The following is a 24,654-nucleotide window of genomic DNA, read 5'->3' on the forward strand; positions in this document are numbered from 1 at the left end:
AGATTTGGGAATAAAAGAGAGATTTCTTATGCTGTGCCACTAATAACATCTGTCATAAGAGAGTGACTCATGGATCGCATAATTACTTCATCGCGTGACCGCTCATCGCTGCTGAGCACACATAAAGTCCTGCGTAACACCTATTTCCTGCTGAGCCTGACGCTGGCGTTTTCCGCCATCACCGCCACCGCCAGCACCGTGCTGGGGCTGCCATCTCCGGGCTTAATTCTGACGCTGGTCGGCATGTACGGCCTGATGTTCCTGACCTATAAAACGGCGGATAAACCGGTTGGTATTCTGTCTGCCTTCGCCTTTACCGGCTTCCTGGGCTATATCCTCGGGCCGATTCTTAACGCCTACCTGTCCGCGGGTATGGGCGATGTGATTGGTATGGCGCTGGGCGGCACCGCGCTGGTGTTCTTCAGCTGTTCTGCCTATGTGCTGACCACTCGCAAAGATATGTCGTTCCTCGGCGGGATGCTGATGGCCGGTATCGTCGTGGTGCTGATTGGCATGGTGGCTAATATCTTCCTGCAACTGCCGGCGCTGCACCTGGCCATTAGCGCGGTGTTTATCCTGATCTCTTCCGGCGCCATCCTGTTTGAGACCAGCAACATCATTCGCGGCGGGGAAACCAACTATATCCGCGCGACCGTTAGCCTGTACGTCTCGCTGTACAACATCTTTGTCAGCCTGCTGAGCATCCTCGGTTTCGCCAGCCGCGACTAACCTACCTGCTCATCAACATCAGGGCCTCGCTTATGCGGGGCCTTTTTATTTGCTACACTTCCCGCCATCTGTTTGTTGTGTGAAATATTATGCTTATCTATCAGAACACCGAAATTGAGACCGATAGCGAAGGCTATCTGAAAGACACCACTCTGTGGAGCGAAGGATTGGCCGAGGCCATTGCCGCGAACGAAGGCATTGAACTCAGCCCTGAACATTGGGAAGTGGTGCGCTTTGTGCGCGAATTTTACCTGGAATTCAACACCTCGCCGGCAATCCGCATGCTGGTGAAAGCCATGGCCAACACCTTTGGCGAAGAGAAAGGCAACAGCCGCTATTTATACCGCCTGTTCCCGAAAGGCCCGGCTAAACAGGCAACGAAAATCGCCGGCCTGCCAAAACCGGTGAAGTGCATTTAATAGCGAATACTGAAGTTGCTCCACGCTTTTTCGGGTTGATGTGGTTCCGCCAGAACTTTATCAACCCGCGCGCTACGCGGCCCGCCTGCCTTGAGCCATGCCAGCAGCTTTTCGACCTGTTCATCGTTACCGCAGACAACCACCTCGACGCTGCCATCATCAAGATTGAGCGCGTAGCCGCGTAGGCCAAGGCGCTGCGCTTCCTGTTGAGTAAAGAAGCGGAAGCCGACCCCCTGCACCTTACCGTAAACCCAACAAATCACACACTTATCCATCTTTATTCCTCCTCTGTCTGTCTCAACTGTAGCGCCATTTCTCCCGACATTCTGCCCTCGCGCGTTGCAATTGTGCAGGGAAGTCGGGAAAATGCAGCCTGATTCCATCAAACAGCCAGAAAATTAACTATGAGTGTACGTTTAGTGTTAGCCAAAGGGCGCGAAAAATCATTGCTGCGCCGTCATCCCTGGGTCTTTTCCGGCGCGGTTGCCCGCATGGAAGGCAAAGCCAGCCTCGGTGAGACCATTGATATTGTCGACCATCAGGGTAAATGGTTAGCCCGCGGCGCGTATTCCCCCGCCTCGCAGATCCGCGCTCGCGTCTGGACGTTTGACGCTAATGAAAGCATCGATATCGATTTCTTCGTCCGCCGCCTTCAGCAGGCGCAAAGCTGGCGCGACTGGCTGGCGAAAAAAGATGGGCTGGATAGCTACCGTCTGATCGCCGGTGAATCTGACGGTCTGCCGGGCGTCACCATTGACCGTTTCGGCAACTTCCTGGTGCTGCAACTGCTGAGTGCCGGTGCCGAATACCAGCGCGCCGCGCTGATTAGCGCCCTGCAAACCCTCTACCCGGAATGCGCCATCTACGATCGTAGCGATGTTGCGGTGCGTAAAAAAGAAGGCATGGAGCTGACCCAAGGGCCGGTGACCGGTGAATTGCCGCCAGCGCTGCTGCCGATTGAAGAACACGGCATGAAGCTGCTGGTCGATATTCAGGGTGGCCATAAAACTGGTTATTACCTCGATCAGCGCGATAGCCGCCTGGCGACCCGCCGCTATGTTGAAGACAAACGCGTCCTGAACTGCTTCTCTTACACCGGCGGTTTTGCCGTTTCGGCGCTGATGGGCGGCTGCCGCCAGGTCACCAGCGTCGATACGTCTCAGGAAGCGCTGGACGTTGCGCGCCAGAACGTTGAGCTGAACAAACTCGACCTGAGCAAAGCGGAGTTCGTGCGCGACGACGTGTTTAAACTGCTGCGTAAATATCGCGATCAGGGCGAGAAATTCGATGTCATCGTGATGGATCCGCCGAAATTCGTCGAAAACAAAAGCCAGCTGATGGGCGCCTGCCGCGGCTATAAAGACATCAACATGCTGGCTATTCAGTTACTGAATCCGGGCGGCGTGTTGCTGACTTTCTCCTGTTCTGGCCTGATGACCGCAGATTTATTCCAGAAAATCATTGCCGACGCCGCTGTAGATGCCGGTCGTGATGTACAATTTATAGAGCAGTTCCGTCAGGCAGCCGATCACCCGGTGATTGCGACGTACCCGGAAGGACTGTACTTGAAAGGATTTGCCTGCCGCGTCATGTAACTTGAAAAGCGAAATGGTGTCTATATATATAGTAGAAGTAGAGAGAGGCCATTTCCCGGGAGGTGAGTATGATGATTACCAGCAAATTCGGTATCGGCCAGCAGGTGCGTCACTCCCTGCTGGGCTATCTGGGCGTGGTGGTAGATATCGACCCGGTTTACTCGCTTGACGATCCTGATCCCGACGATCTGGCGGCTAACGACGAACTACGCGCGTTGCCGTGGTATCACGTGGTGATGGAGGATGACGAAGGTCAGCCGGTGCATACCTATCTGGCCGAAGCCCAGTTGAGCAGTGAGCCGAGCGAGGATCATCCCGAACAACCGACGATGGATGAACTGGCGCGTACCATCCGCCGACAGCTACAGGCACCGCGGCTGCGTAACTGATTGCCGCGTTAATAAAAAGCCCGCTATGCGGGTTTTTTTGTATTCTCAGCACGCGCGTTTATTTCGCGAGGCCCAGACGAGGGATCTCAATCGCCGGGCACCGATCCATCACCACCTGCATCCCCGCATTGCGCGCCAGCACAGCCGCCTGTTCGTTAATCACGCCAAGCTGCAGCCACAACGTCTTCGCCCCGATGGCTATCGCCTCTTGCGCCACGCCCCACGCGGCTTCCGAATTGCGGAATACGTCAACCATATCGACCTTCTCCGGCACTTCGGCAAGGGTGGCATAGCCTTGCTGCCCGAGCAGCGTTTTGCCGCCAACCTTCGGCGAAACAGGGATCACGTGATAGCCCTGATCCAACAGGTATTTCATCACCCGGTAGCTTGGACGGTCCGGCTTGTCGCTGGCGCCCACCAGCGCGATGGTTCGCGTGGTCGTCAAAATGCTGGCAATCTCGTTTTCAGTCATCATTATCCTCCTGGCCAATCACTTAAGTGTACGCTAGTCCGCTAATGTCGGGCGTCAAATTTTTGCCAATCAGGGCTTGCAGCCTGATTCGCATGCAGTAATCTGTCTGGATTCAACACTCAGGGAAAGACACATGGAACTGACAACACGCACCTTACCGGCGCGTAAACACATCGCGCTGGTCGCGCATGACCACTGCAAAGATATGCTGATGAAATGGGTACAGCGCCATCAGGCCTGCCTGGCAAACCACACGCTGTCAGCGACCGGCACCACCGGTAACCTGGTACAACGCGCAACAGGCCTGGAAGTCCAGGCGATGCTCAGCGGCCCGATGGGCGGCGACCAGCAGGTTGGCGCGCTGATCTCCGAAGGGAAAATCGACGTGCTGATCTTCTTCTGGGATCCGCTCAACGCCGTACCCCATGACCCGGACGTGAAGGCCCTGCTGCGTCTGGCAACCGTCTGGAATATTCCAGTAGCCACCAATGCCGCTACCGCCGACTTTATTATTCAGTCGCCGAACTTCAGCGAACCCGTGGATATTCTGATCCCAGACTATCAGCGCTATCTGGCAGAACGCCTGAAATAATTCCTCACGTTCCCGGAGCCGACGCGGTGTCGGCTCCGTTCTTCGATTACGGTTTTCTCGCCACCGGCACCGACAGTTGTTTTAACACCTCCACGAACGGCGACGGCTGCGCCTTATTGAACAGCAGCCAGACGCGCAGTCGTGCGCGAGTCATCGCCACGTACAACAAGCGCCGCTCTTCAGCATCGGGAAAATCTTCCGGCTCAGGCAGCAACGCCTGCTCCATAATCGACTCACGCGCAGGGGCCGGAAAACCGTCAAAACCTTCCTGTAGCCCGAGTACAATCACATAATCCGCCTGCTGGCCCTTACTGGCGTGCACGGTCATGAAATCAATATTCAGCTTCGGCCAGCGCGTGGCCGCTTTCTCGAGGGCAGCAGGCTTGAGGTGGTGATAGCGAGCCAGCACCAGTATACGCTGGTCCGGCGTCACGTAGCCGCTGAGCTTATCAAACAGCGCATCAAGCTTATCGTCCTCCAGCAGAGTGACAGCATTTTTGTCGCCCGTGGTCAGACTGTTCAGCGGTTTATTCAGCTGGTGCGGGTTTTGCTGAATAAAGCGGTTAGCAATTTCACCGATGCGGTTGTTGAAGCGATAGGTGGTATCCAGCGCGCAGTTATCCCCTTCACCAAAATAGTGGTTGAAGGCGGTGGTCAACGACAGCTGCGCGCCGCTAAAGCGGTAAATTGCCTGCCAGTCATCGCCAACGGCATAAAGTGAAGTCTGCGAGTTTTGTTTACGTAGCGCCGCCAGCAGCGCCGCCCGTTGCGGGGAGATATCCTGAAATTCGTCGACCAGAATATGCTTCCACGGGCTGACGAAGCGCCCCTTGTCGAGGATGATAATCGCCTGGTGAATCAGACCGGAGAAATCGACGGCATTTTCGGCTTTCAGCGCGGCTTTCCACGCCTTCAACATCGGCGCCATCAGCTTAACCCGCTTGCCGAACAGATCCCGAATCTCCTCCGGCGCACCGGCAATCATCTCGGCCTGGGAACCGCCATGCATACGCATCAGGCTGACCCAGCGGTCAAGACGGCTGCCCATTCGCTTGATGATTTTTTCATCTTCCCAGAAGCTGTCTTCCTCTACATCCCAGCCCAGCTCTTCCTGTAACCACAGGCGCCAACCTTTGGCCTGCGCTTTTTTCTCCCGGCACTGCTGCTGCCAACACGCGATAAACAATTTAGCGCGAGCAGCAGCATCGTTCTCCAACTTACTGACGACCGGCACCTTCTTACTGCCTTGCTGAATGATTGACAGCGCCAGCGCATGGAAAGTACGCGCGGTGATGGCATCGGTATGCAGGCGCGTTTGCAGGCGCTCGTCCATCTCTTCAGCCGCCTTACGGCCAAAGGCCAGCAGCAAAATCTGTTCCGCCGAGGCTTCGCCGCGCTCAAGCAACCAGCCTGCACGCGCCACCAGCACCGACGTTTTACCACTACCGGCTCCCGCCAGCACCAGTAACGAACGCTCGCCGTTGACCACTGCACGCGCCTGGGACGGGTTCAGCGGTGACGATTCTATACGCGCAAAGAAGTCGCTGTACTGTTCCAGCATTGCTTCGGTGTAACGCTGATTATGTAGCGCGCGCCCGCTTTCTTTATCTGCCAGCCACGCCTGACACTGCCGCCAGGCCTCGCGACAGTTATCAAATTCTTCCAGTCGGTTTGTCGGCAGCGGCAGACCCTCCAGCGCCTTAACGATCCGCTGACGAATGTCCTGCGCCTGCTGGCGAGTCAACCAGCGATTCTCTTCGCGGCTCCCGGCAATAACCGCCAGCTGTTCATCCAACAGCCCGGCGGCGATGTCACTCATCTCCGCGCTCCACTGCTGCCACAATCCCAACAGATGACGGTGAAAGCGCTGCGTCTCGCCCCATTCTGTCCCGTGCAGGCGCACAACTTTATTCTCGGGCAGCACGAACTCCAGCTCTCCCCACACCAGGCCGCGCTTGCAGTTAATCGCCAGTAACTGATTAAAGGGGATGAGATATTCATGCTGAGGGCCGGACACCCGTACGCCCGCGTTGAGGATCTCAACCCGGTCATAAGGATGCTGCGCCATGCGCTTACCCAGCGTCGTTGCTTTTAATTCCATGTCGTGCCGAATCCTGACTTTTTCGATATCTCACAGTGTAACCGCCAGAGAATAGGTGCTCCAGCCTAAAAAAACGTTACAATCAGCAGGTCTTATTATTCACAGCGCTGCAGTGAGGATTTATGCGTACTGTTCTGAATATTTTGAATTTTGTATTAGGTGGTTTTCTGACAACTCTCGGCTGGCTGCTGGCAACACTCGTCAGCATCGTTCTGATTATTACGCTGCCGCTGACTCGCTCATGCTGGGAGATCACTAAGCTGTCGCTGGTGCCGTACGGCAACGAAGCGGTGCACGTCGATGAACTTGAACCGGGGGCCAAAAGTAGCGTAATGAATGCGGGCGGCACCCTGCTCAATATTCTGTGGCTTGTGCTATTTGGCTGGTGGCTGTGCCTGACGCACATTATGGCTGGCATCGCCCAATGCATCAGCATTATCGGTATCCCGGTCGGGATTGCGAACTTTAAAATAGCCGCTATTGCCCTGTGGCCAGTTGGGCGTCGGGTGGTGCCCGTCGAAGTGGCGCGCGCTGCGCGCGAAGCAAATGCCCGTCGCCGTTTTCAGTAATCAGGACTCTTAACCGCTATGCTAAGCCCGCTGCTTCGCCGCTATACATGGAACAGTACCTGGCTGTACAACGCCAGAATATTTATTGCGCTCATTGGCACAACCGCCCTGCCCTGGTGGCTGGGCGATGCAAAGCTGACCATCCCGCTCACCCTTGGGGTGGTCGCCGCTGCGCTAACGGATCTCGACGACCGCCTGACCGGGCGGCTACGTAACCTGGTTATCACCCTGATTTGCTTTTTTATCGCTTCAGCATCGGTTGAAGTGCTATTTCCCTGGCCGTGGTTGTTTGCGCTGGGGCTCACCGTGTCGACCATCGGGTTTATTCTGCTGGGCGGGCTGGGGCAACGGTACGCCACCATCGCCTTTGGCGCGCTGCTGATTGCCATTTACACAATGCTCGGCGTATCGCTCTACGCTCACTGGTATCAGCAGCCGCTGCTGCTGATTGCAGGTGCCGTGTGGTATAACGTCCTGACGCTGACCGGGCACCTGATATTTCCTATCCGCCCATTGCAGGATAACCTCGCCCGCAGCTACGAGCAGCTTGCCCGCTATCTGGAGCTGAAGTCACGCCTGTTCGATCCCGATCTTGATGACGATAATCAGGCGCCGCTGTATGAGCTGGCGCTGGCAAACGGACAACTGGTGTCGACACTCAATCAGACGAAAGCGTCTTTATTAACGCGTCTGCGCGGCGACCGCGGCCAACGTAGCACTCGTCGTACGCTGCACTATTATTTTGTCGCCCAGGATATCCACGAGCGGGCCAGCTCATCGCATATACAATATCAGGCGCTACGCGACCAGTTCCGCTACAGCGATGTGATGTTCCGCTTCCAGCGCCTGCTTTCAATGCAGTCTATCGCCTGTCAGGATCTGGCTAAGGCTATTTTGCTGCGCACGCCTTATCAGCATGACGCCCGTTTTGAGCGCGCCTTCACCCATCTGGATGCCGCGCTGGATCGCGTGCGCGCCAGCGGTACCGCGCCGGAGCAGATGAAAGCGCTGGGTTTTCTCCTCAACAACCTGCGGGCCATCGACGCCCAACTCGCCACCATTGAGTCTGAACAGTCGCCGTCGCAAACGAACAGCGAAACGGAGAATGTGCTTGCCGATGATAGCCTGCACGGTTTCGACGATATTCTTTCACGCCTGAGTCGTAATATGTCGCCGGAGTCCGCGCTGTTCCGCCACGCGGTGCGCATGTCGGTGGTGCTGTGCGTTGGCTATGCCTTTATCCAGTTGACCGGATTACAGCACGGCTACTGGATTTTGCTCACCAGCCTGTTCGTCTGCCAGCCGAACTACAACGCCACTCGCCATCGCCTGGCGCTGCGTATTATCGGCACGCTAGTCGGCGTAGCGTTGGGCCTGCCGATTCTCTGGCTGGTGCCCTCGCTGGAAGGGCAACTGATACTGATTGTGGTCACAGGCGTGCTGTTCTTCGCTTTTCGCAACGTACAATACGCTCACGCGACGATGTTCATTACCCTGCTCGTGCTCCTGTGCTTTAACCTGCTGGGCGAAGGGTTCGAAGTGGCGTTGCCACGCGTGGTGGATACGTTGATTGGCTGCGGTATTGCCTGGCTGGCGGTGAGTTTTATCTGGCCAGACTGGAAATTCCGTAACCTGCCGCGCGTTCTGGAGCGAGCCGTGGACGCTAACTGTCGCTATCTGGATGCAATTCTCGAGCAGTATCATCAGGGCCGCGATAACCGTCTGGCCTACCGTATTGCGCGCCGCGATGCGCATAATCGGGATGCTGAGCTGGCCTCGGTGGTATCCAACATGTCTACCGAACCGAAGGTCACCGCCGAAATGCGGGAAACCGCGTTCCGCTTACTGTGCCTGAACCACACGCTCACCAGCTATATCTCGGCGCTGGGTGCCCATCGCGAAAAACTGACCACCGCAGAGATTCTGGCGCTTCTGGACGACGCCGTCTGCTACGTCGACGATGCGCTGCATCATCAGCCCGCAGATGAACAGCGGGTTCAGCAGGCATTAAGTGGGCTCGCGGCGAGGATCCATCATCTCGATCCTCGTCCGGACAGCAAAGAGCCACTGGTTCTGCAACAAATCGGCCTGATGATTTCTCTGCTGCCTGAAATCTGCCGTCTGCAGAAGCAGGTGATGCGCTAATTACCTTTTCTGGGTGTAATTTTGCACCCACGTTTCCAGCTCCTGGCGCGTTTTCGCCGGGAGCGCCGCGGCATGAACGCCGATGATAGCCCCCTCCAGCGAATACAACACATTCACACTCAGCTGTTTACGTAACTGCCGAAGCCGCATCCACGCCGTTTTAGAACCCATTTGCCGCAGCGTACGGACGTCCTTAATACCTGCTTCATGCAACAGCAGTTCCATATGAAAAGAGAGATTGGGAAGATCTTTGAGCCGTAAATGCCGCCGTCGACGCTTCTCACTTTGCGCATCTTCAAGCGCGAACTGACCAAGCAAAAGCAGTTCTGCTTTATTCGACCACAGCCGTTCATCGACGCGAAAATAGTTAAGCTGCTGCGCATGCCCTCGTTTACGTACCGTTAACAGTGGCGGTGAGTGCTGGGCCTGATAGGTGGCGTTTTTTTCGCACGCCCTCAGATACAGCTCACCTTCTGCGACCATAGCAAAGACGGTATTGTCGACGGCCAGACTATAGCCGCCAAACAGTGCCCGAGACTTCACTTTCCCCAACACCGAGAAATATTCCTGGGATTGGTAAATCCGTTTATAAGAGATAATCTTCATGATTAATCCTTAATAATCATGCACATGAATACATTAAATTTATTAATCGTTCATATAACAAGCAACATAGGGAAGTTCTACCGGTACGGCAAGATGAATTTGTCATCATGAGTATTTCTTGTGCAATTTTGCGAGATGCTTTCAGAAAATGAGGTTGATCTTTAGACTTTGGGGTAGTACTGTATATTCATACAGTAACCCACAAGGTTGGATTAGCTATGTATACTTCTGGTGTCGTAAATCGTTCTTCTGTCACAGCCGCCACAACGGCTTCCCATGCTTTTACTCCGGTAAACAGCACCCCTGCCGCTTTAATTAGTGAAGTGCTCTATCGCGAAGATCAACCGATGATGGCACAGTTGTTACTGCTGCCATTGTTACAGCAGCTAGGTCAGCAGTCTCGCTGGCAGCTGTGGCTCACGCCGCAGCAGAAGTTAAGCCGCCAGTGGGTACAGGCCTCTGGTCTGCCGCTCACAAAAGTCATGCAGCTTCGCCAGATGTCACCCTGCGATATGCTCGACTCGATGGTTCGCGCATCACGTACCGGTAATTATAGTGTCGTTATTGGTTGGCTGAGCGAAGAATTGTCCGTAGAAGAACATGCTCGTTTACAAAACGCGGCGGAAGAAGGTAACGCAATGGTGTTCATTATGCGACCAGTTCAGACCGCATTACATCCAACAGGACAATTTAATGGGCTAAAAATTCACTCGAATTTGTACCATTAAGCGAAATTAAGAATTTTCCTGGGATTTTTTTTGCATTTTTTTTATCTGTCCGTTTTTATGGATGATTACAGGCAGAATGCTGGTCTGATGCGGTTTCCCGAATTTTATGTCGATTATTTTTTCGACACATTTGTTAAATATTGCGTATACAAGTCTTTTTTTTTCATAAGCCTGACGGAGTTCACACTTGTAAGTTTCCAACGACGTTGTAGACTTTACATCGCCAGGGGTGCTCAGCTTAACACCGCAGAGTTCTGCTAAGTATTTAACTAAGCCCCGCCCCCGGTGGAAGGATTTAACCGTGAGTCTATTTAGAACTTCATGGCAAATTTTGGATGATAACGAGGCGCAAAAAATGAAAAAGACAGCTATCGCGATTGCAGTGGCACTGGCAGGCTTCGCTTCCGTAGCGCAGGCCGCTCCGCAAGACAACACCTGGTATGCTGGTGGTAAACTGGGTTGGTCCCAGTTCCATGACACCGGTTGGTACCAGAGTGACCTGAACAACAACGGTTCTACCCACAACAGCCAGCTGGGCGCAGGCGCGTTCGGTGGTTACCAGGTTAACCCGTACGTTGGTTTCGAAATGGGTTACGACTGGCTGGGCCGTATGGAATACACCGGCAGCCAGACCAATGGCGCTCTGAAAGCTCAAGGCGTTCAGCTGACTGCTAAACTGGGCTACCCAGTTACTGACGATCTGGACATCTACACTCGTCTGGGTGGTATGGTTTGGCGTGCAGACTCCAACAACAACCAGATTGGTAAAAACCACGACACCGGCGTTTCCCCAGTATTCGCTGGCGGCGTTGAGTGGGCTGTCACTCGTGACATTGCTACCCGTCTGGAATACCAGTGGGTTAACAACATCGGCGACGCAAACACTGTAGGTGTACGTCCTGATAACGGCATGCTGAGCGTAGGCGTTTCCTACCGCTTCGGCCAGCAGGATGCTGCTGCTCCGGTAGTTGCTCCGGCTCCGGCTCCGGCTCCAGAAGTACAGACCAAACACTTCACTCTGAAGTCTGACGTTCTGTTCAACTTCAACAAAGCGACCCTGAAACCGGAAGGTAAACAGGCTCTGGATCAGATGTACTCCCAGCTGAGCAACCTGGATCCGAAAGACGGTTCCGTAGTTGTTCTGGGCTTCACTGACCGCATCGGTTCTGACGCTTACAACCAGGGTCTGTCTGAGAAACGTGCTCAGTCCGTTGTTGATTACCTGATCTCCAAAGGTATCCCGTCTGACAAAATCTCTGCACGTGGCATGGGCGAATCCAACCCGGTTACCGGCAACACCTGTGACAACGTGAAAGCTCGCGCTGCACTGATCGACTGCCTGGCACCGGATCGTCGCGTAGAGATCGAAGTTAAAGGCGTTAAAGACGTTGTAACTCAGCCAGCGGCTTAAGTTCTCGTCTCATAAAAAAACCCCGCGCTGCGGGGTTTTTTTTCGGCCATTTTCTGCTGTCAGCAAAGAGGAGTCCGACCGCAGCCAGGGCTATTTTTCTTTCCCTAGCATGGCCTCGAGATCCTGCTTCAGGCTGGACATCTTACTCGCGTATTTCTCTTTATTTTCCGCATCTTCAATCAGCTGAACGATCGTCTCCGAGAGCGTCTTACCGCGACGCTGCGCCAGCCCTGCCAGCCTCTGCCAGACGGCAAATTCCAGGTCGATAGATTTCTTACGGGTATGCTGATGCTCGGCGTTAAAATGACGCTTACGGCGCGCACGTATCGTCTGCTTCATACGGTTCACCAGTTGCGGATTAATATGCTGAGCAATCCAGCTATTAACCTGAACCGGTTCGTGTTCCAGTGTCAGCAAAACATCGACGGCCTCTTGCGCGGCGCTGGCTTCAATGTAGCGGGTGACAGGCTCACCTTCCCGGTGTTTTTTCACCAGGTATTTCCACTTCCAGCCGCTTTCAAGATTTTCCAGTTGTTGATATTTCATGGCGATCTCAGTGTGACCGTGTAACTCTTTTCAGGATAACAGTTTTTTCTCAATGTGCTGAGAAGAAATCTGCAACTGTGATATGGATAAAAGCCATCGCAGAAGATACTTCTGTATTCTCCGTGAGCTTCCCCGCGGCATCAGGTATAATCACGCACTTTACATCTGACTAAAAATAGCGACATTGACTATAAATACTCTTTCCCGGCGCTTTCTCGCCCCCGCGACTGAAGCATTCCAGGCGCTATTTGCCCAGCCTGATTTAGCCTCAGAAAACGACTCTTTATTCAGCGAGCTGCAGGCTCGTTTACATTACGCACTTGAGCAGTTTCTGCACCCTCAGGGCGTCTCCCCTTTCTTGCTGGTCAAAGCACCAGAAGAAAAAGAGTATCTGCACCTGCTGACGCAAACAACACGCTCTCTGCGCGATAGCGATGAATCGACCCTGACGGGCGTCGATTATCAGGTTACCGGCGGCAAGGTCACGATGACGCCTGCGCGCAGCGCCGATGATACGTTTGCCAGCCAGGGGCCTGTTATCTTCGCCGACTGGGTTGAAGCTGAACAGCTCTTTGGCTGCGTACGCCAGTTTAACGGCGAAATCAGTTTACAGCCTGGCCTGGTGCATCAAGCCAACGGCGGCATCCTCGTGCTGCCGTTGCGCACGCTAATGTCGCAGCCGCTGCTGTGGATGCGTTTAAAGAATCAGGTCCTTCAGCAGCGTTTTGACTGGCTGACCTTCGATGACGCCCGTCCGCTGCCGGTCAGCATTCCTTCCATGCCAATCAACCTGAAAGTCATCCTGGTGGGCGAACGAGAATCACTGGCCGAATTCCAGGAGATGGAGCCCGAATTGACTGAGTCCTCGCTGTACAGTGAGTTCGAAGACAGTCTGCAGCTCGCCGACGAAGAGACCCTGCGCCAGTGGTGCCAGTGGGTGTGGCAAGTGGCACGTGAGAAATCCCTGCCAGGCCTGGCCGCCGATGCCTGGCCGCTGCTGATGCAGGAAGGCGCACGCTATACCGGCGATCAGGAGATTATGCCGCTCTGTCCGCTGTGGATTAGCCGCCAGCTACGTGAAGCCGCGCCGTTTACCTCTGACGCCGTTATCAACGCCGAGCAGCTGAAAACCATGCTTACCCAGCGTCAGTGGCGCGAAGGTTTCCTCGCCGAGCGTATGCAGGATGAAATCCTACTTGAACAAATTCTGATTGAAACCGAAGGCGAATGCATTGGGCAGATAAATGCCCTGTCGGTGATCGATTTCCCGGGTCACCCACGCCCGTTTGGCGAGCCTTCACGCATTAGCTGCGTCGTGCATATTGGTGATGGCGAATTTACCGACGTTGAACGTAAGGCCGAGCTTGGCGGTAACATCCATGCCAAAGGCATGATGCTGATGCAGGCATTCCTGATGGCCGAGCTCGATCTGGATCAGCAGATCCCCTTCTCCGCTTCACTCACCTTTGAGCAGTCATACAGCGAGGTCGATGGCGATAGCGCCTCAATGGCCGAGCTGTGCGCGCTGATTAGCGCATTGGCTAACGTGCCAATCAATCAGAGCATTGCCATGACCGGTTCCGTTGACCAGTTTGGCCGCGCTCAGCCGGTCGGCGGGCTGAACGAAAAAATTGAAGGTTTCTTCGCTATCTGCGCCCAACGTGGCCTGACCGGCAAACAGGGAGTGATTATCCCTTCTGCCAACGTGCGCCATCTGAGCCTTGCCACCGAGGTGCAGGAAGCCGTCGAGGCCGGCGAGTTCTCCATCTGGGCTATTGATGACGTCACCGATGCGCTGCCGCTTCTGACGCAGCTCAACTGGGACGGCGAAGGTCAGACGCTGTTGCAAACTATTCAGGAACGCATCGCACAAGCCACGCAGCAGGAGCCTCGCTACCGCTATCCGTGGCCGTTACGCTGGTTAAACCGGTCGAATTCCAACTGATCGGACTTGTTCAGCGTACACGTGTTAGCTATCCTGCGTCCCGAACTTAAAATAAGGCTTACTGAAAACATGGTAGATAAACGCGAATCTTATACAAAAGAAGACCTTCTTGCCTCTGGTCGCGGTGAACTGTTCGGCGCGAAAGGCCCGCAGTTACCGGCTCCTAGCATGCTGATGATGGATCGTGTCGTGAAAATGACCGAAACCGGCGGCAACTTTGACAAAGGTTACGTTGAAGCCGAGCTGGATATCAACCCGGACCTGTGGTTCTTCGGTTGCCACTTTATCGGCGATCCGGTAATGCCTGGCTGCCTGGGCCTGGATGCAATGTGGCAGTTAGTCGGCTTCTACCTCGGCTGGCTGGGCGGTGAAGGCAAAGGCCGCGCCCTCGGCGTAGGCGAAGTGAAATTCACTGGTCAGGTTCTGCCGACCGCGAAAAAAGTCACCTACCGTATTCACTTCAAGCGCGTCGTTAACCGTCGTCTGATTATGGGTCTGGCGGATGGCGAAGTGCTGGTTGATGGTCGCCTGATCTACTCCGCGACCGACCTGAAAGTCGGTCTGTTCCAGGACACTTCTGCATTCTGATGCCATTTAACGCCGCGATACGCTGGCGATAAATCGGTGTTATGAATCTAAAGGCGAAACCTCCGCAGTGCGGAGGTTTCTTTTTAAAGAGACAGTGTCAGGCAATAACTGCCCTGTCCTCCATGGCTTCTCGCCAGCCTCCCAGCCAGTAAGACCTTTGGTTTATAGTCTGGTAAGGACACATTTCTTTCGGACGCCCGGTAATGCCGGCCTGATATCCACGCTGATGTGCCCGCTCCAGGCGATCTCGTTTTTGTCTCTTCATGCCTCGTTTCCCTCATATCTTGGTCTGGTGGAAAAGAAAACAGTGGCTACAAAATATGCAGGCCACGTAATACGAATACCGCTAAAAAATGGCCCCGTCAATGCGTAGAATTCACACCAATGTCATATTTGTGAGCTAATCAGAAGAACATTTGTACAAAAAATGTGAGGCGGCACAGGTAAGGCGCTGACCTCAGACATAAAAAAACCGCCGTCGGTTTTGCACCGACAGCGGCCCTTAGAACAATTAATTCTACTTATGGTTAACGATTGATGGTACGCGCAATAGACGCGGCTTCCTGACTCCAGGCCTGGGCCAAGGTTTTCACCATCGCATCATAACCATCCTGCTGCTGCGCCAGTTCGATGTGGAATGGACGCTTGGTTAACTGCCCCTGATGATTGAGCAGCCATTCGCCGCTCACCACCACTTTGCCATCATAGCGGCCGTGGAATCCACTTACCGACACGTTCAACGTATCCTGGTCGCTGCCCAACGGCTGCGATGAAACCACCCAGCCAGGCAGCTGATTGCTCAGGTTGGAGACCAGAGCAGTACGCAGCTGCTGATCCAGCGGGCTGGCCCACAGATTATTGCTGGCAATCACGTACTGAACGTCGCTGGTCTGGTAGACCACCCCGCTGCCCGCAAGGAAGTCAGGAATACTGACCTGCTCTATCCACAGCATGCGTTGGCTGGTGCTGGCACCGTTTTGTACCGTTCCGGTCGCTATCGGCAGCTGGTAATACGTTTTATTTTCCGTGGTGCTGCAGGCCGCCAACAGGCAGGCCGCAGCCAGGACTAACCACTTTTTCATTATTTTGCCCTCTTAGGCTCTGGATCTTTTTTATCCTTCGCTTCGAACACCAACGCGTTGCTCTTCTCATTGAGCGTCTTCAGCACTGGCTGCAGTTCACGCAATACCTGATCCAGACGCTGCATATCGGCCACCATCTTGTTATAGGCCGCGGAACCCGGCTGGAAGCCCTGCATGCTGCGATTCAGTTCACGCAGCGTTTTCTGCATGTCACCAGGCAGCTGCTGCGCGGACTGGCTGGCGGTAATCTTGTTCAGATTATCCAGCGTCGTTTGCAGGTGGCGCATCGTATTCTGGCTCTCAGACAGCGTATTGGTGGCCTGTTGCACCATTGGCGTTAACGGCAGATTGTTGATCTTATCCAGCGTCTCCATCAGGCGCTGCTGGATCTGCGCCAGACCGCCGCTGACGGTTGGGATGATCCCCATACCGCTAAACTCTTTCATTTTCGCAATCGCCGGCTCTTTTGGATAGAAATCCAGATCGACGTACAGCGCGCCGGTCACCAGGTTGCCGGTTTTCAGCGCCGCACGCAGCCCACGTTCAATCAGCATCGGCAGATGACCGCGCACGTCAGGGCTATCGCCAAACTGGGCCGCGAGACGTTCCGGCTCAATCTGGATCAACACCGGGATACGGTAATCATCGGTAATCGACTGGCGCAGGCCCGGCACAAAGTAAGGCACTTTAGCGACGGTACCGAGGCGAATCCCACGGAACTCAACCGGCGCGCCGGGTTGCAGACCACGAATAGAATCCTTAAAGAACATCAGGTAGTCGATATGCTGGGTATAGAGCGAATCCTGAATGCTTTTTTGATCGTCGTAGAGCTTAAACGCCGTCTTTTCCGCAATCGGCTGGCCCAGATCGACGCCTTCCGGCACGTCAAAGCTCACCCCGCCGCTGAACAGCGTCGCCAGCGACCCCATCTCAACGCGCATCCCGGCGGAAGTCAGATCCACCGCCACGCCGCTGTCTTTCCAGAAACGAACGTTACTGGTCACCAGGCGATCGTTCGGCGCGCTGATAAACAGCTGATAGCTGATGCTACGGGTCTGCGGATCGAAAGTACTGGTTTCCACCGACCCCACGCGATAGCCACGGAACAGGACCGGATCGCCGGGGCTTAGCTGCCCGGCCTTTTTGCTATCGAGCAGCACGCGAATGCCCTTCGCATCTGGCGGCGCCAGCGGCGGCGAGTCCAGCAGTTGATACTGATTTAGCACCGAGCCTTTTTTGCCCGGCTGCAGCTCCACATAGGCGCCGGAGAGCAAGGTGCCAAGGCCGCTAATGCCTTCACGCCCCACCTGCGGTTTCACAACCCAGAAAACGGAGTCTTTATGCAGTAGCTTCTCCATTCCGGAATTCAGACGCGCCTTAATTTCTACGTGGGTCAGATCGTCGGTCAGCGTGGTGCTTTCTACCACGCCAACGTCCACGCTTCGGCTTTTAATGCGGGTTTTACCGCCCTCGATCCCTTCCGCGTTGGTGGTGATCAACGTCACCTCTGGCCCCTGATGGCTATAGTGATAGAACAGGATCCAGGCGCCAATCAGCGCGGTCACAATCGGGAAGATCCAAACGGGAGACCAGTTTTTCACTTTCTGCACTTTTGCCTCCCCACTCTTGGTTTCCATGCTTTTACGACTCCTCATGGCTTGATTCAGGTTCCCGATCCCACGACAGCCGAGGATCAAACGTCATTGCCGAGAACATGGTCATGATGACAACCAGCGCAAACATCAGCGCGCCAATCGCCGGATAAATATTCATTAGCCCCCCAATACGCACCAGCGCGGAGAGCACTGCAATGACGAACACATCAATCATTGACCAGCGGCCAACAAACTCAACCACTTCATAGATTAAGTGCATGCGTTCGCTGTCACGGTGACGCCGTTTCAGGCCGTTCGCGTCCAGACACAGCCAGGCAATGGCAATCATCTTCAGCGTCGGGACCATAATACTGGCGATAAAAATCACCATTGCGACCGGATATGAACCTTCGCTCCACAACAAAATCACCCCGGCAATAATCGTCGACGGCATTTTGTCACCCAGCAGATCGGTAATCATGATCGGCAGGATATTGGCGGGAAGATACAGGATAATCGACGTCACCAGCAGCGCCATGGTCCACTGTAAGCTATTTTTACGACGAGCATGGCCTTTGCTGTGGCAACGCGGACATTCCAGTTGGTCGACCGGTAAAATGGCCGTACAGCAGGCGCAGGAACGCAACCCCTGCCGCATACCGGTGATGCCCGGCTTCAGCGGCTGCGCCAGCGCAGGCATCGGGGCAATATCGTCCCACAGCCAGCGGCGGTCGACGCACTGGAAGGTACGAAGCTGGAGCAAACAGAACAGACACCAGGGCAGGAAGCTGCTGCCTACGCCAATATCGCCGTAAGCCATCAATTTCACAAAACTCACCAATACCCCGGCGAGAAAGATTTCCGCCATCCCCCACGTTTTCAGCGTGAACAGAACGCGCGCCAGAAACGCTTTCAGGCGATGAGGCATTGGTACCCGGTTTACCAGTAGCAGGATGGTAATCAGACAGAATGCCGGCACCAGTTGCACAAACAGCAAGAAGAACGTCCCGAGGCTGGCATAGTCTTCCGAAAACATGACGCTGGGAATTTCCAGCAGTTCAATCTGGCTGGTCACTCCCGCGACGTTCATGCTGATAAAAGGGAAAAGGTTGGCCAGCAGCAGCATGAATAGCGCCACCAGCACGTAGGCGGTGGGACGGCGTCTCGGCTCGTCCCACACGGTTGTCAGCGTCGTGCCGCAACGCGGACAGGTCGCTTTATGTCGGTGCTCGAGGTGCGGCAACGCCACCAGCATGTCGCACTGTGAGCACAGAATATGCTGCGCAGCATGATGTTGTTCGCACATGAAAAGTCCTCAATCAGGCGCCGTTTTTCAACGCTTCCAGATATTCCCATCGTTCAAACGCTTCTTCCAGCGCCTGTTCCGCCTGCGACAGATCGGCCAGCACCTTTTGGGTGTGGTCATGCGGTTGGCTGAAGAAGTTTGCGTCAGCAACCTGCGCCTGTAACGCCTCTAATTCCGCTTCCAGCGTTTCCAGTTTCTGCGGCAGTTGCTCCAGCTCGCGCTGCAGGTTATAGCTTAGTTTGTTACTGGTGCGTTTGACAGTTTCTGCTTTAGCTTGAACCACTTCCGGCGTTTTCTTAATATTCGCCTGTTTTTGCGCCTGTGACTGCGACTGCTGCCCACGCGCATCGTGATAGCCGCCGACATACTGACCAATGCGCCCTTCACCTTCGAAGATCCAGCACTCGGTAACGGTATTGTCGACAAACTGACGATCGTGGCTCACCAGCAGCACGGTGCCCTGGTAGCCGTCGATCAGCTCTTCCAGCAGCTCGAGGGTTTCGACGTCCAGGTCGTTGGTCGGTTCATCGAGAATCAACAGGTTACTTGGCTTGAGGAACAGACGTGCCAGCAACAGACGGTTACGCTCGCCGCCGGACAGCGCGCGCACCGGCGTCATCGCCCGCTTCGGATGGAACAGGAAGTCCTGCAGGTAGCCAAGCACGTGGCGCGGCTTACCGTTCACCATCACTTCCTGTTTACCTTCCGCCAGGTTGTCCATCACCGTCCGGTCCGGATCCAGCTCGGCGCGGTGCTGATCGAAGTAGGCGACTTCCAGCTTGGTACCAACGTGAATACGCCCGCTATCGGCCTGCAGTTGACCCAGCATCAGCTTCAGCAGCGTGGTTTTACCGCAACCGTTCGCGCCAATTAGCGCAATTTTATCGCCGCGCTGGACCTGGGCGGAGAAATCTTTCACCAGCACTTTGCCGTCAACCTGATAGTTGACGTCTTCCATTTCAAAGACGATTTTGCCGGAGCGGGAAGCCTCTTCCACCTGCATCTTCGCGCTGCCCATTACTTCGCGGCGGGCGCTGCGTTCATTACGCATCGCTTTCAGGGCGCGAACGCGCCCCTCGTTACGGGTACGACGCGCCTTAATGCCCTGACGGATCCACACTTCTTCCTGCGCCAGCTTGCGATCGAACTCGGCATTTTGCAGCTCTTCAACGCGCAGCGCTTCTTCTTTTTCGATCAGATACTGATCGTAGTTACCCGGATAGGTCACCAGCTTGCCGCGATCGAGATCGACAATACGGGTCGCCATATTCCGGATAAACGAACGGTCGTGCGAAATGAAGATAATTGTGCCTTTAAAGGTTTTCAGGAAACCTTCCAGCCAGTCGATGGTTTCGATATCCAGGTGGTTCGTCGGTTCATCGAGCAGCAGCACGCGCGGCGCGCTCACCAGCGCGCGGCCCAGCGCCGCTTTACGCAGCCAGCCGCCCGACAGTGACGCCAGCTCCATATCGGGCTCCAGCCCAAGCTGCTCCAGCACTTCGTTGATACGGTTTTCGAGCTGCCACAGGCCGTGGTGATCCAGCTGTTCCTGAACCTTTGCCAGCTCCTGCAAATTTTTATCGCTCGGATCGGTGATCACCAGGTGCGAGATATCGTGATAGCGTTTGAGGTATTCCGCTTGTTCTTCGATACCTTCGGCAACGAAATCATACACGCTACCCTGCACGTTACGCGGCGGATCCTGCTGCAGACGCGCCACGACCAGATCCTGTTCGTAGACAATACGCCCATCGTCAAGACCCTGCTCACGGTTAAGGATCTTCATCAGCGTCGATTTGCCCGCGCCGTTACGGCCAACCAGACAGACGCGCTCGTTATCCTCAATGTGCAGCTCGGCGTTGTCGAGAAGCGGCGCGTCGCTGAACGACAGCCAGGCGCCATGCATACTAATTAATGACATTCTTTATTCCTTTCAGGCTGCGGTAATCAGCCAGCAGTTGTGGATCTGACGGTTACGGGCAAAATCCTGCGACTGTGTTTTCTGGGTAATGTCTTGTGCTTTCAGTCCCAGTTCTGCCAGGCCGTCGTGGTCCATACGGAAGCCGCGTTTGTTGTTGGAGAACATGATAGTGCCGCCTTTACGCAGCAGACGTTTCAGATCCTTCATCAAACGCAGGTGATCGCGCTGGACGTCAAACGCATCTTCCATGCGCTTGGAGTTAGAGAAAGTCGGCGGATCGATAAAGATCACATCAAACTGTTCGTCGGTATCGCGCAGCCATGCCAGCACGTCCGCCTGCATCAGGCGATGCGCGCGACCGGTCAGGCCGTTCAGACGCAGGTTGCGTTCCGCCCACTCGAGGTAGGTACGCGACATATCCACGGTGGTGGTCGAGCGCGCGCCGCCAAGACCGGCGTGCACGCTGGCGCTACCGGTGTAGGAGAACAGGTTGAGGAAGTCTTTGCCTTTACTCATCTCGCCGAGCATGCGGCGAGCAATACGGTGATCAAGGAACAGGCCGGTATCCAGATAATCGGTCAGGTTGACCCACAGACGCGCGTTATATTCGCTCACCTGCATGAAGTCGCCCTTCTCGTTCATCTTCTGATACTGGTTTTTGCCTTTCTGGCGCTCACGGGTTTTCAGTACCAGCTTGTTCGGCGCGATCCCCAGCACCGCGATGGTGGCGGCGATGATATCGAAAAGACGCTGACGCGCTTTGTTAGCATCAACGGTTTTCGGCGGCGCATATTCCTGCACCACTACCCAGTCGGCGTAGCGGTCAACGGCCACGTTATATTCCGGCAGGTCGGCATCGTACAGGCGATAGCATTCGATGCCCTCCTGTTTGGCCCACTTTTCAAACTTCTTCAGGTTTTTACGCAGACGGTTGGCATAGTCTTCCGCCAGCGACGCCGGTTTCTCACCCGTCGATTCGGTCAGATGATAGTTTTTCTGCACGCAGTCCAGCGGGCCGTTTTTCGCCTTAAACTGGCGTTCAGCACGCAATTGCAGGCAGCTCAGCAATTCCGGAGAGGCGCTGAACAGCGACAGGTTCCAGCCGCCAAACTGGTTTTTCATATTACGACCCAGCAGGCTGTGCATGGCAATCAACGCCGGTTCGCTTTCCAGACGTTCGCCGTATGGCGGGTTGCTGATAACGGTGCCGTACGGGCCTTTCGGCAGCGGGTTGCTCAGCTGCGCCACGTCTTTCACTTCAAAGGTGATCAGCTCGCCAATTCCGGCGCGACGGGCGTTACTGCGCGCCAGTTCAACCACACGGCTATCCACGTCAGAACCAAAGAAACGGGATTCGTAGGCGGCGAGCCCGGCACGTGCGCGGGTCTGCGCGTCAGCCTTCACTTCTTTCCAGACGGCGTCGTCGTGCTGTGCCCAGCCGCTAAAGCCCCAGTGGCCGCGATGCAGCCCCGGCGCGCGATCGGTGGCCCACATCGCCGCTTCGATCAGCAGCGTACCGGAACCACACATTGGATCGAGCAGCGGCGTGCCCGGCACCCAGCCAGAGCGCATCACGATAGCCGCCGCCAGGTTTTCTTTGATTGGCGCCATACCGGTACGATCGCGGTAGCCGCGAAGGTGCAGACCTTCGCCGCTCAGATCGAGAGAAATATAGGCGGTCTCTTTGTTGAGGCGCACGTTAATACGCAGATCCGGATTGTCGCGATCGACGTTCGGACGCGGTAAATTTTTGCGCGTAAAGGCATCGACGATTGCATCTTTTACCTTCAACGCACCGTACTGACTGTTACGAATACTATCGTTCAGGCCGCCGAAGCTGACCGCGAAGGTGGCATCCGGGGTGAAGATAGAGGTCCAGTCAATAGCCTGTACGCCAAGATACAGATCGAGATCGCTCCAGACGCTACATTCTCCCAGCGGCATCATGATGCGCGACGCCAGACGGCTCCACATCAGGCTTTTGTACAGAAGCTGCGTGTCGCCCTGGAAATGGACGCCGCCCTGGGCAATCTGGCACTCTTGGGCGCCCAGGCCTTCCAGTTCAGTTTTTAACAGCTCTTCCAGCCCACGGGCCGTACTGGCAAACAGAGAATTCATATCGTCACTTTTACTCGCAGAAAATTGTTGCGCATTATAGCCAATCTGCGCCCCATGTCATAAAGTTAAAGGCTTATTTTCGACTCAGGGACAGCGTTGTGGCTACATTATCGCGGCTTTTTATACATCCGGTGAAATCCATGCGGGGAATCGGGCTCACGCATGCCTTTGCCGATATTAGCGGGCTGGCATTTGACCGCATTTTTATGATCACCGAACCCGATGGCACCTTTATTACCGCCCGACAATTCCCGGCAATGGTGCGCTTTACCCCGGCGGTGCTGCACGATGGGTTACATCTTACCGCGCCCGACGGCAGCAGCGCGCTGGTGCGCTTCGCTGATTTTACCGGCCAGCCTTCGCCGACCGAAGTATGGGGCAACCATTTTACCTCGCGTATTGCGCCGGATGCCATTAATCAGTGGCTGTCGCCGTTCTTTAAACGCGACGTTCAACTGCGCTGGCTCGGCGCTGACCTCACGCGTCGCGTTAAACGCCACGATGCGGTGCCGCTCTCCTTCGCCGATGGTTTTCCGTTCCTGTTGGTTAACGAAGCTTCGCTACGCGACCTGCAACAACGCTGCAAAGCCAGCGTGCAAATGGAACAGTTCCGCCCGAACCTGGTGGTGACCGGCGTTGAAGCCTGGGCTGAAGATTGCTGGAAAACCATCCGCATTGGCGACGTCGTTTTTGACGTGGTGAAACCGTGCAGCCGCTGTATTTTTACCACCATCAGTCCGGAAAAAGGGCAGAAGCACCCCGCCGGAGAGCCGCTAAATACCTTACAGTCGTTCCGTACCGATCCAGCCACCGGCGACGTCGACTTCGGGCAGAATTTAATTGCCCGCAACAGCGGCGTGGTGCGCGTGGGGGATGAAGTGGAAATCCTCACCACCGGGCCCGCAAAAGTCTATACCGCCGGGCAAACCGACGATGCCGTCGCGCCGCAGGCTCAGCAAAATGCGTTGGTGGATATCGAGTGGGAGGGAAAAACCTTCAGCGGGAATAATCAGCAAATTTTACTGGAGCAGCTTGAACAGCAGGGTATTCGCGTGCCCTACTCCTGCCGCGCGGGCCTGTGCGGCAGCTGCCGCGTGACGCTGGTCGAAGGGGAAGTGAATCCATTGAAGAAAAGCGCGGTAGGCACCGACGGCACCATTTTGAGCTGTAGCTGTGTTCCCAAAACGGCGCTAAAACTGAGCCGTTAAACCGCCTGCTCCAGGCTGTAGCCGTCCAGCCCCGGCTGCGGTTGCAGCCTGTCGTTCATAATTTTGATCGGGTCGCCGAGTTGCATCGTGCGCCCGGCCAGTACCAGCCCAGGCTGCGCCAGCAAACAGAGCGCAGCGTTTTCACCCGGTTCAACGACCAGCAGATTAACCTGACTGTCGTCATCGCTCAGCCAGACGCTGGCCGCATCGCCGGTCACCGGCGTCCAGCCATTATCATGGGCGCGGAAGTGCCAGCTTTTCGGCATTTGGGGTTTCAGGAAACGAATCGCTACCAGGGCGTTAAGAATCAACTCGGCGCGATGTTCTTTAGACAACAGCAGATCGCGACATTTTTCTTCAAAAGAGAAATAGAGTGCGGCGTCATCGACGCAAAATCCGGTGGGTTCAAAAGCATCGGGAGTTAACATGCGGCGAGCAAAACGCGAGCGAAACAACATGCCGTTGGCTAAATCGAGCATCATGCGATCGTGCTCTTCATCATAATACCAGCGCCAGTTATCATCAGGTTTAATTCGCATTTTTCTCCCCCATCATTTTTGCATCCCGTGCAGCGTTTGTTCTTCCATTG

The 24,654-nt window shown here is 55.2% G+C and carries 24 protein-coding genes; 12 read left to right on the forward strand and 12 right to left on the reverse strand.

All coding sequences use genetic code 11. The annotated features are described in order from the left end of the window. Window positions 1-69 precede the first annotated feature (69 nt). Together yccA and tusE are read left to right on the forward strand one after the other, a co-directional pair. On the forward strand, window positions 70-729 hold the full coding sequence (gene yccA, locus ACW14G_RS02200; protein ID WP_064548883.1) for an FtsH protease modulator YccA: 660 nt from the start codon (window positions 70-72) through the stop codon (window positions 727-729). Window positions 730-818: 89 nt separating this feature from the next. After that, the gene (gene tusE / locus ACW14G_RS02205) at window positions 819-1,148 is read left to right on the forward strand and encodes a sulfurtransferase TusE (RefSeq protein WP_064548881.1); all 330 of its coding nucleotides are present in this window, start codon (window positions 819-821) and stop codon (window positions 1,146-1,148) included. On the opposite strand, the gene yccX is transcribed toward tusE, so the two are convergent. Next, window positions 1,145-1,423, reverse strand: coding sequence for an acylphosphatase (gene yccX, locus ACW14G_RS02210; protein ID WP_249022074.1), 279 nt, complete (start codon window positions 1,421-1,423; stop codon window positions 1,145-1,147). The two genes, tusE and yccX, sit on opposite strands and share 4 nt — an antisense overlap. 129 nt (window positions 1,424-1,552) lie before the next feature. On the opposite strand from yccX, the gene rlmI reads away from it, so the two are divergent. Further along, the gene (gene rlmI / locus ACW14G_RS02215; protein ID WP_163448573.1) at window positions 1,553-2,743 is read left to right on the forward strand and encodes a 23S rRNA (cytosine(1962)-C(5))-methyltransferase RlmI; all 1,191 of its coding nucleotides are present in this window, start codon (window positions 1,553-1,555) and stop codon (window positions 2,741-2,743) included. 71 nt (window positions 2,744-2,814) lie between these two features. Next, a complete protein-coding gene (gene hspQ / locus ACW14G_RS02220; RefSeq protein ID WP_064548889.1) occupies window positions 2,815-3,132 on the forward strand; it encodes a heat shock protein HspQ in 318 nt (105 codons plus the stop codon). Between the two features lie 58 nt (window positions 3,133-3,190). On the opposite strand, the gene ACW14G_RS02225 is transcribed toward hspQ, so the two are convergent. Then, window positions 3,191-3,604 carry a CoA-binding protein gene (locus ACW14G_RS02225; RefSeq protein ID WP_064548875.1) on the reverse strand — a complete coding sequence of 138 codons (414 nt, stop codon included), beginning with the start codon at window positions 3,602-3,604 and terminating at the stop codon, window positions 3,191-3,193. A gap of 133 nt (window positions 3,605-3,737) precedes the next feature. On the opposite strand from ACW14G_RS02225, the gene mgsA reads away from it, so the two are divergent. Further along, a complete protein-coding gene (gene mgsA / locus ACW14G_RS02230; RefSeq protein ID WP_064548873.1) occupies window positions 3,738-4,196 on the forward strand; it encodes a methylglyoxal synthase in 459 nt (152 codons plus the stop codon). Window positions 4,197-4,242: 46 nt separating this feature from the next. Here mgsA and helD read toward each other — a convergent pair whose 3' ends face one another. Next, the gene (helD, locus tag ACW14G_RS02235; RefSeq protein WP_249022075.1) at window positions 4,243-6,297 is read right to left on the reverse strand and encodes a DNA helicase IV; all 2,055 of its coding nucleotides are present in this window, start codon (window positions 6,295-6,297) and stop codon (window positions 4,243-4,245) included. A gap of 122 nt (window positions 6,298-6,419) precedes the next feature. Here helD and ACW14G_RS02240 point away from each other — a divergent pair, with 122 nt between their 5' ends. Both ACW14G_RS02240 and yccS read left to right on the forward strand, forming a co-directional pair. Continuing rightward, the gene (locus tag ACW14G_RS02240; protein WP_064548868.1) at window positions 6,420-6,866 is read left to right on the forward strand and encodes a YccF domain-containing protein; all 447 of its coding nucleotides are present in this window, start codon (window positions 6,420-6,422) and stop codon (window positions 6,864-6,866) included. A gap of 18 nt (window positions 6,867-6,884) precedes the next feature. Then, entirely contained in the window at window positions 6,885-9,011 is a 2,127-nt protein-coding gene (yccS, locus tag ACW14G_RS02245; protein ID WP_167576274.1) for a YccS family putative transporter, read from the forward strand. Here the strand turns inward: yccS and ACW14G_RS02250 are convergent, their stop codons facing one another. After that, window positions 9,012-9,617, reverse strand: coding sequence for a TfoX/Sxy family DNA transformation protein (locus tag ACW14G_RS02250; protein ID WP_249022076.1), 606 nt, complete (start codon window positions 9,615-9,617; stop codon window positions 9,012-9,014). It abuts the gene before it with no gap. 218 nt (window positions 9,618-9,835) lie between these two features. On the opposite strand from ACW14G_RS02250, the gene sulA reads away from it, so the two are divergent. Together sulA and ompA are read left to right on the forward strand one after the other, a co-directional pair. Continuing rightward, complete coding sequence (sulA, locus tag ACW14G_RS02255) at window positions 9,836-10,345, forward strand: SOS-induced cell division inhibitor SulA (protein ID WP_163448561.1); 510 nt, start codon at window positions 9,836-9,838, stop codon at window positions 10,343-10,345. 355 nt (window positions 10,346-10,700) lie between these two features. After that, window positions 10,701-11,756 (forward strand): porin OmpA, encoded by a 1,056-nt coding sequence (ompA, locus tag ACW14G_RS02260; protein ID WP_167576276.1) that lies wholly within the window; start codon window positions 10,701-10,703, stop codon window positions 11,754-11,756. A gap of 90 nt (window positions 11,757-11,846) precedes the next feature. On the opposite strand, the gene matP is transcribed toward ompA, so the two are convergent. Beyond that, window positions 11,847-12,302: a macrodomain Ter protein MatP gene (gene matP / locus ACW14G_RS02265; protein WP_163448559.1), complete on the reverse strand. Its 456-nt coding sequence runs from the start codon at window positions 12,300-12,302 to the stop codon at window positions 11,847-11,849. A gap of 184 nt (window positions 12,303-12,486) precedes the next feature. Between matP and ACW14G_RS02270 the strand changes: the two genes are divergently transcribed. Together ACW14G_RS02270 and fabA are read left to right on the forward strand one after the other, a co-directional pair. Next, the gene (locus tag ACW14G_RS02270; RefSeq protein WP_249022077.1) at window positions 12,487-14,247 is read left to right on the forward strand and encodes an AAA family ATPase; all 1,761 of its coding nucleotides are present in this window, start codon (window positions 12,487-12,489) and stop codon (window positions 14,245-14,247) included. A gap of 69 nt (window positions 14,248-14,316) precedes the next feature. After that, entirely contained in the window at window positions 14,317-14,835 is a 519-nt protein-coding gene (gene fabA, locus ACW14G_RS02275; protein WP_064548854.1) for a 3-hydroxyacyl-[acyl-carrier-protein] dehydratase FabA, read from the forward strand. A gap of 97 nt (window positions 14,836-14,932) precedes the next feature. Here the strand turns inward: fabA and rmf are convergent, their stop codons facing one another. From rmf to rlmKL, 6 genes are all read right to left on the reverse strand, one after another. After that, a complete protein-coding gene (gene rmf, locus ACW14G_RS02280; RefSeq protein WP_163448557.1) occupies window positions 14,933-15,100 on the reverse strand; it encodes a ribosome modulation factor in 168 nt (55 codons plus the stop codon). Window positions 15,101-15,362: 262 nt separating this feature from the next. Beyond that, complete coding sequence (pqiC, locus tag ACW14G_RS02285) at window positions 15,363-15,917, reverse strand: membrane integrity-associated transporter subunit PqiC (RefSeq protein WP_163448555.1); 555 nt, start codon at window positions 15,915-15,917, stop codon at window positions 15,363-15,365. Then, the gene (gene pqiB, locus ACW14G_RS02290; protein WP_249022078.1) at window positions 15,917-17,554 is read right to left on the reverse strand and encodes an intermembrane transport protein PqiB; all 1,638 of its coding nucleotides are present in this window, start codon (window positions 17,552-17,554) and stop codon (window positions 15,917-15,919) included. The genes pqiC and pqiB overlap by 1 nt, the downstream gene beginning before the upstream one ends. A 4-nt stretch (window positions 17,555-17,558) precedes the next feature. After that, window positions 17,559-18,818 (reverse strand): membrane integrity-associated transporter subunit PqiA, encoded by a 1,260-nt coding sequence (pqiA, locus tag ACW14G_RS02295; RefSeq protein ID WP_223802249.1) that lies wholly within the window; start codon window positions 18,816-18,818, stop codon window positions 17,559-17,561. A 13-nt stretch (window positions 18,819-18,831) separates the two neighbouring features. Beyond that, on the reverse strand, window positions 18,832-20,739 hold the full coding sequence (locus tag ACW14G_RS02300) for an ABC transporter ATP-binding protein (protein ID WP_249022079.1): 1,908 nt from the start codon (window positions 20,737-20,739) through the stop codon (window positions 18,832-18,834). Between the two features lie 12 nt (window positions 20,740-20,751). Beyond that, window positions 20,752-22,857 (reverse strand): bifunctional 23S rRNA (guanine(2069)-N(7))-methyltransferase RlmK/23S rRNA (guanine(2445)-N(2))-methyltransferase RlmL, encoded by a 2,106-nt coding sequence (gene rlmKL, locus ACW14G_RS02305; protein ID WP_163448547.1) that lies wholly within the window; start codon window positions 22,855-22,857, stop codon window positions 20,752-20,754. A gap of 98 nt (window positions 22,858-22,955) precedes the next feature. Here rlmKL and ACW14G_RS02310 point away from each other — a divergent pair, with 98 nt between their 5' ends. After that, the gene (locus ACW14G_RS02310; protein ID WP_223802247.1) at window positions 22,956-24,065 is read left to right on the forward strand and encodes a YcbX family protein; all 1,110 of its coding nucleotides are present in this window, start codon (window positions 22,956-22,958) and stop codon (window positions 24,063-24,065) included. On the opposite strand, the gene zapC is transcribed toward ACW14G_RS02310, so the two are convergent. Further along, complete coding sequence (gene zapC, locus ACW14G_RS02315; protein WP_163448543.1) at window positions 24,062-24,604, reverse strand: cell division protein ZapC; 543 nt, start codon at window positions 24,602-24,604, stop codon at window positions 24,062-24,064. The two genes, ACW14G_RS02310 and zapC, sit on opposite strands and share 4 nt — an antisense overlap. Window positions 24,605-24,654: the final 50 nt, after the last annotated feature.

This window comes from Kluyvera sp., from assembly GCF_965301105.1.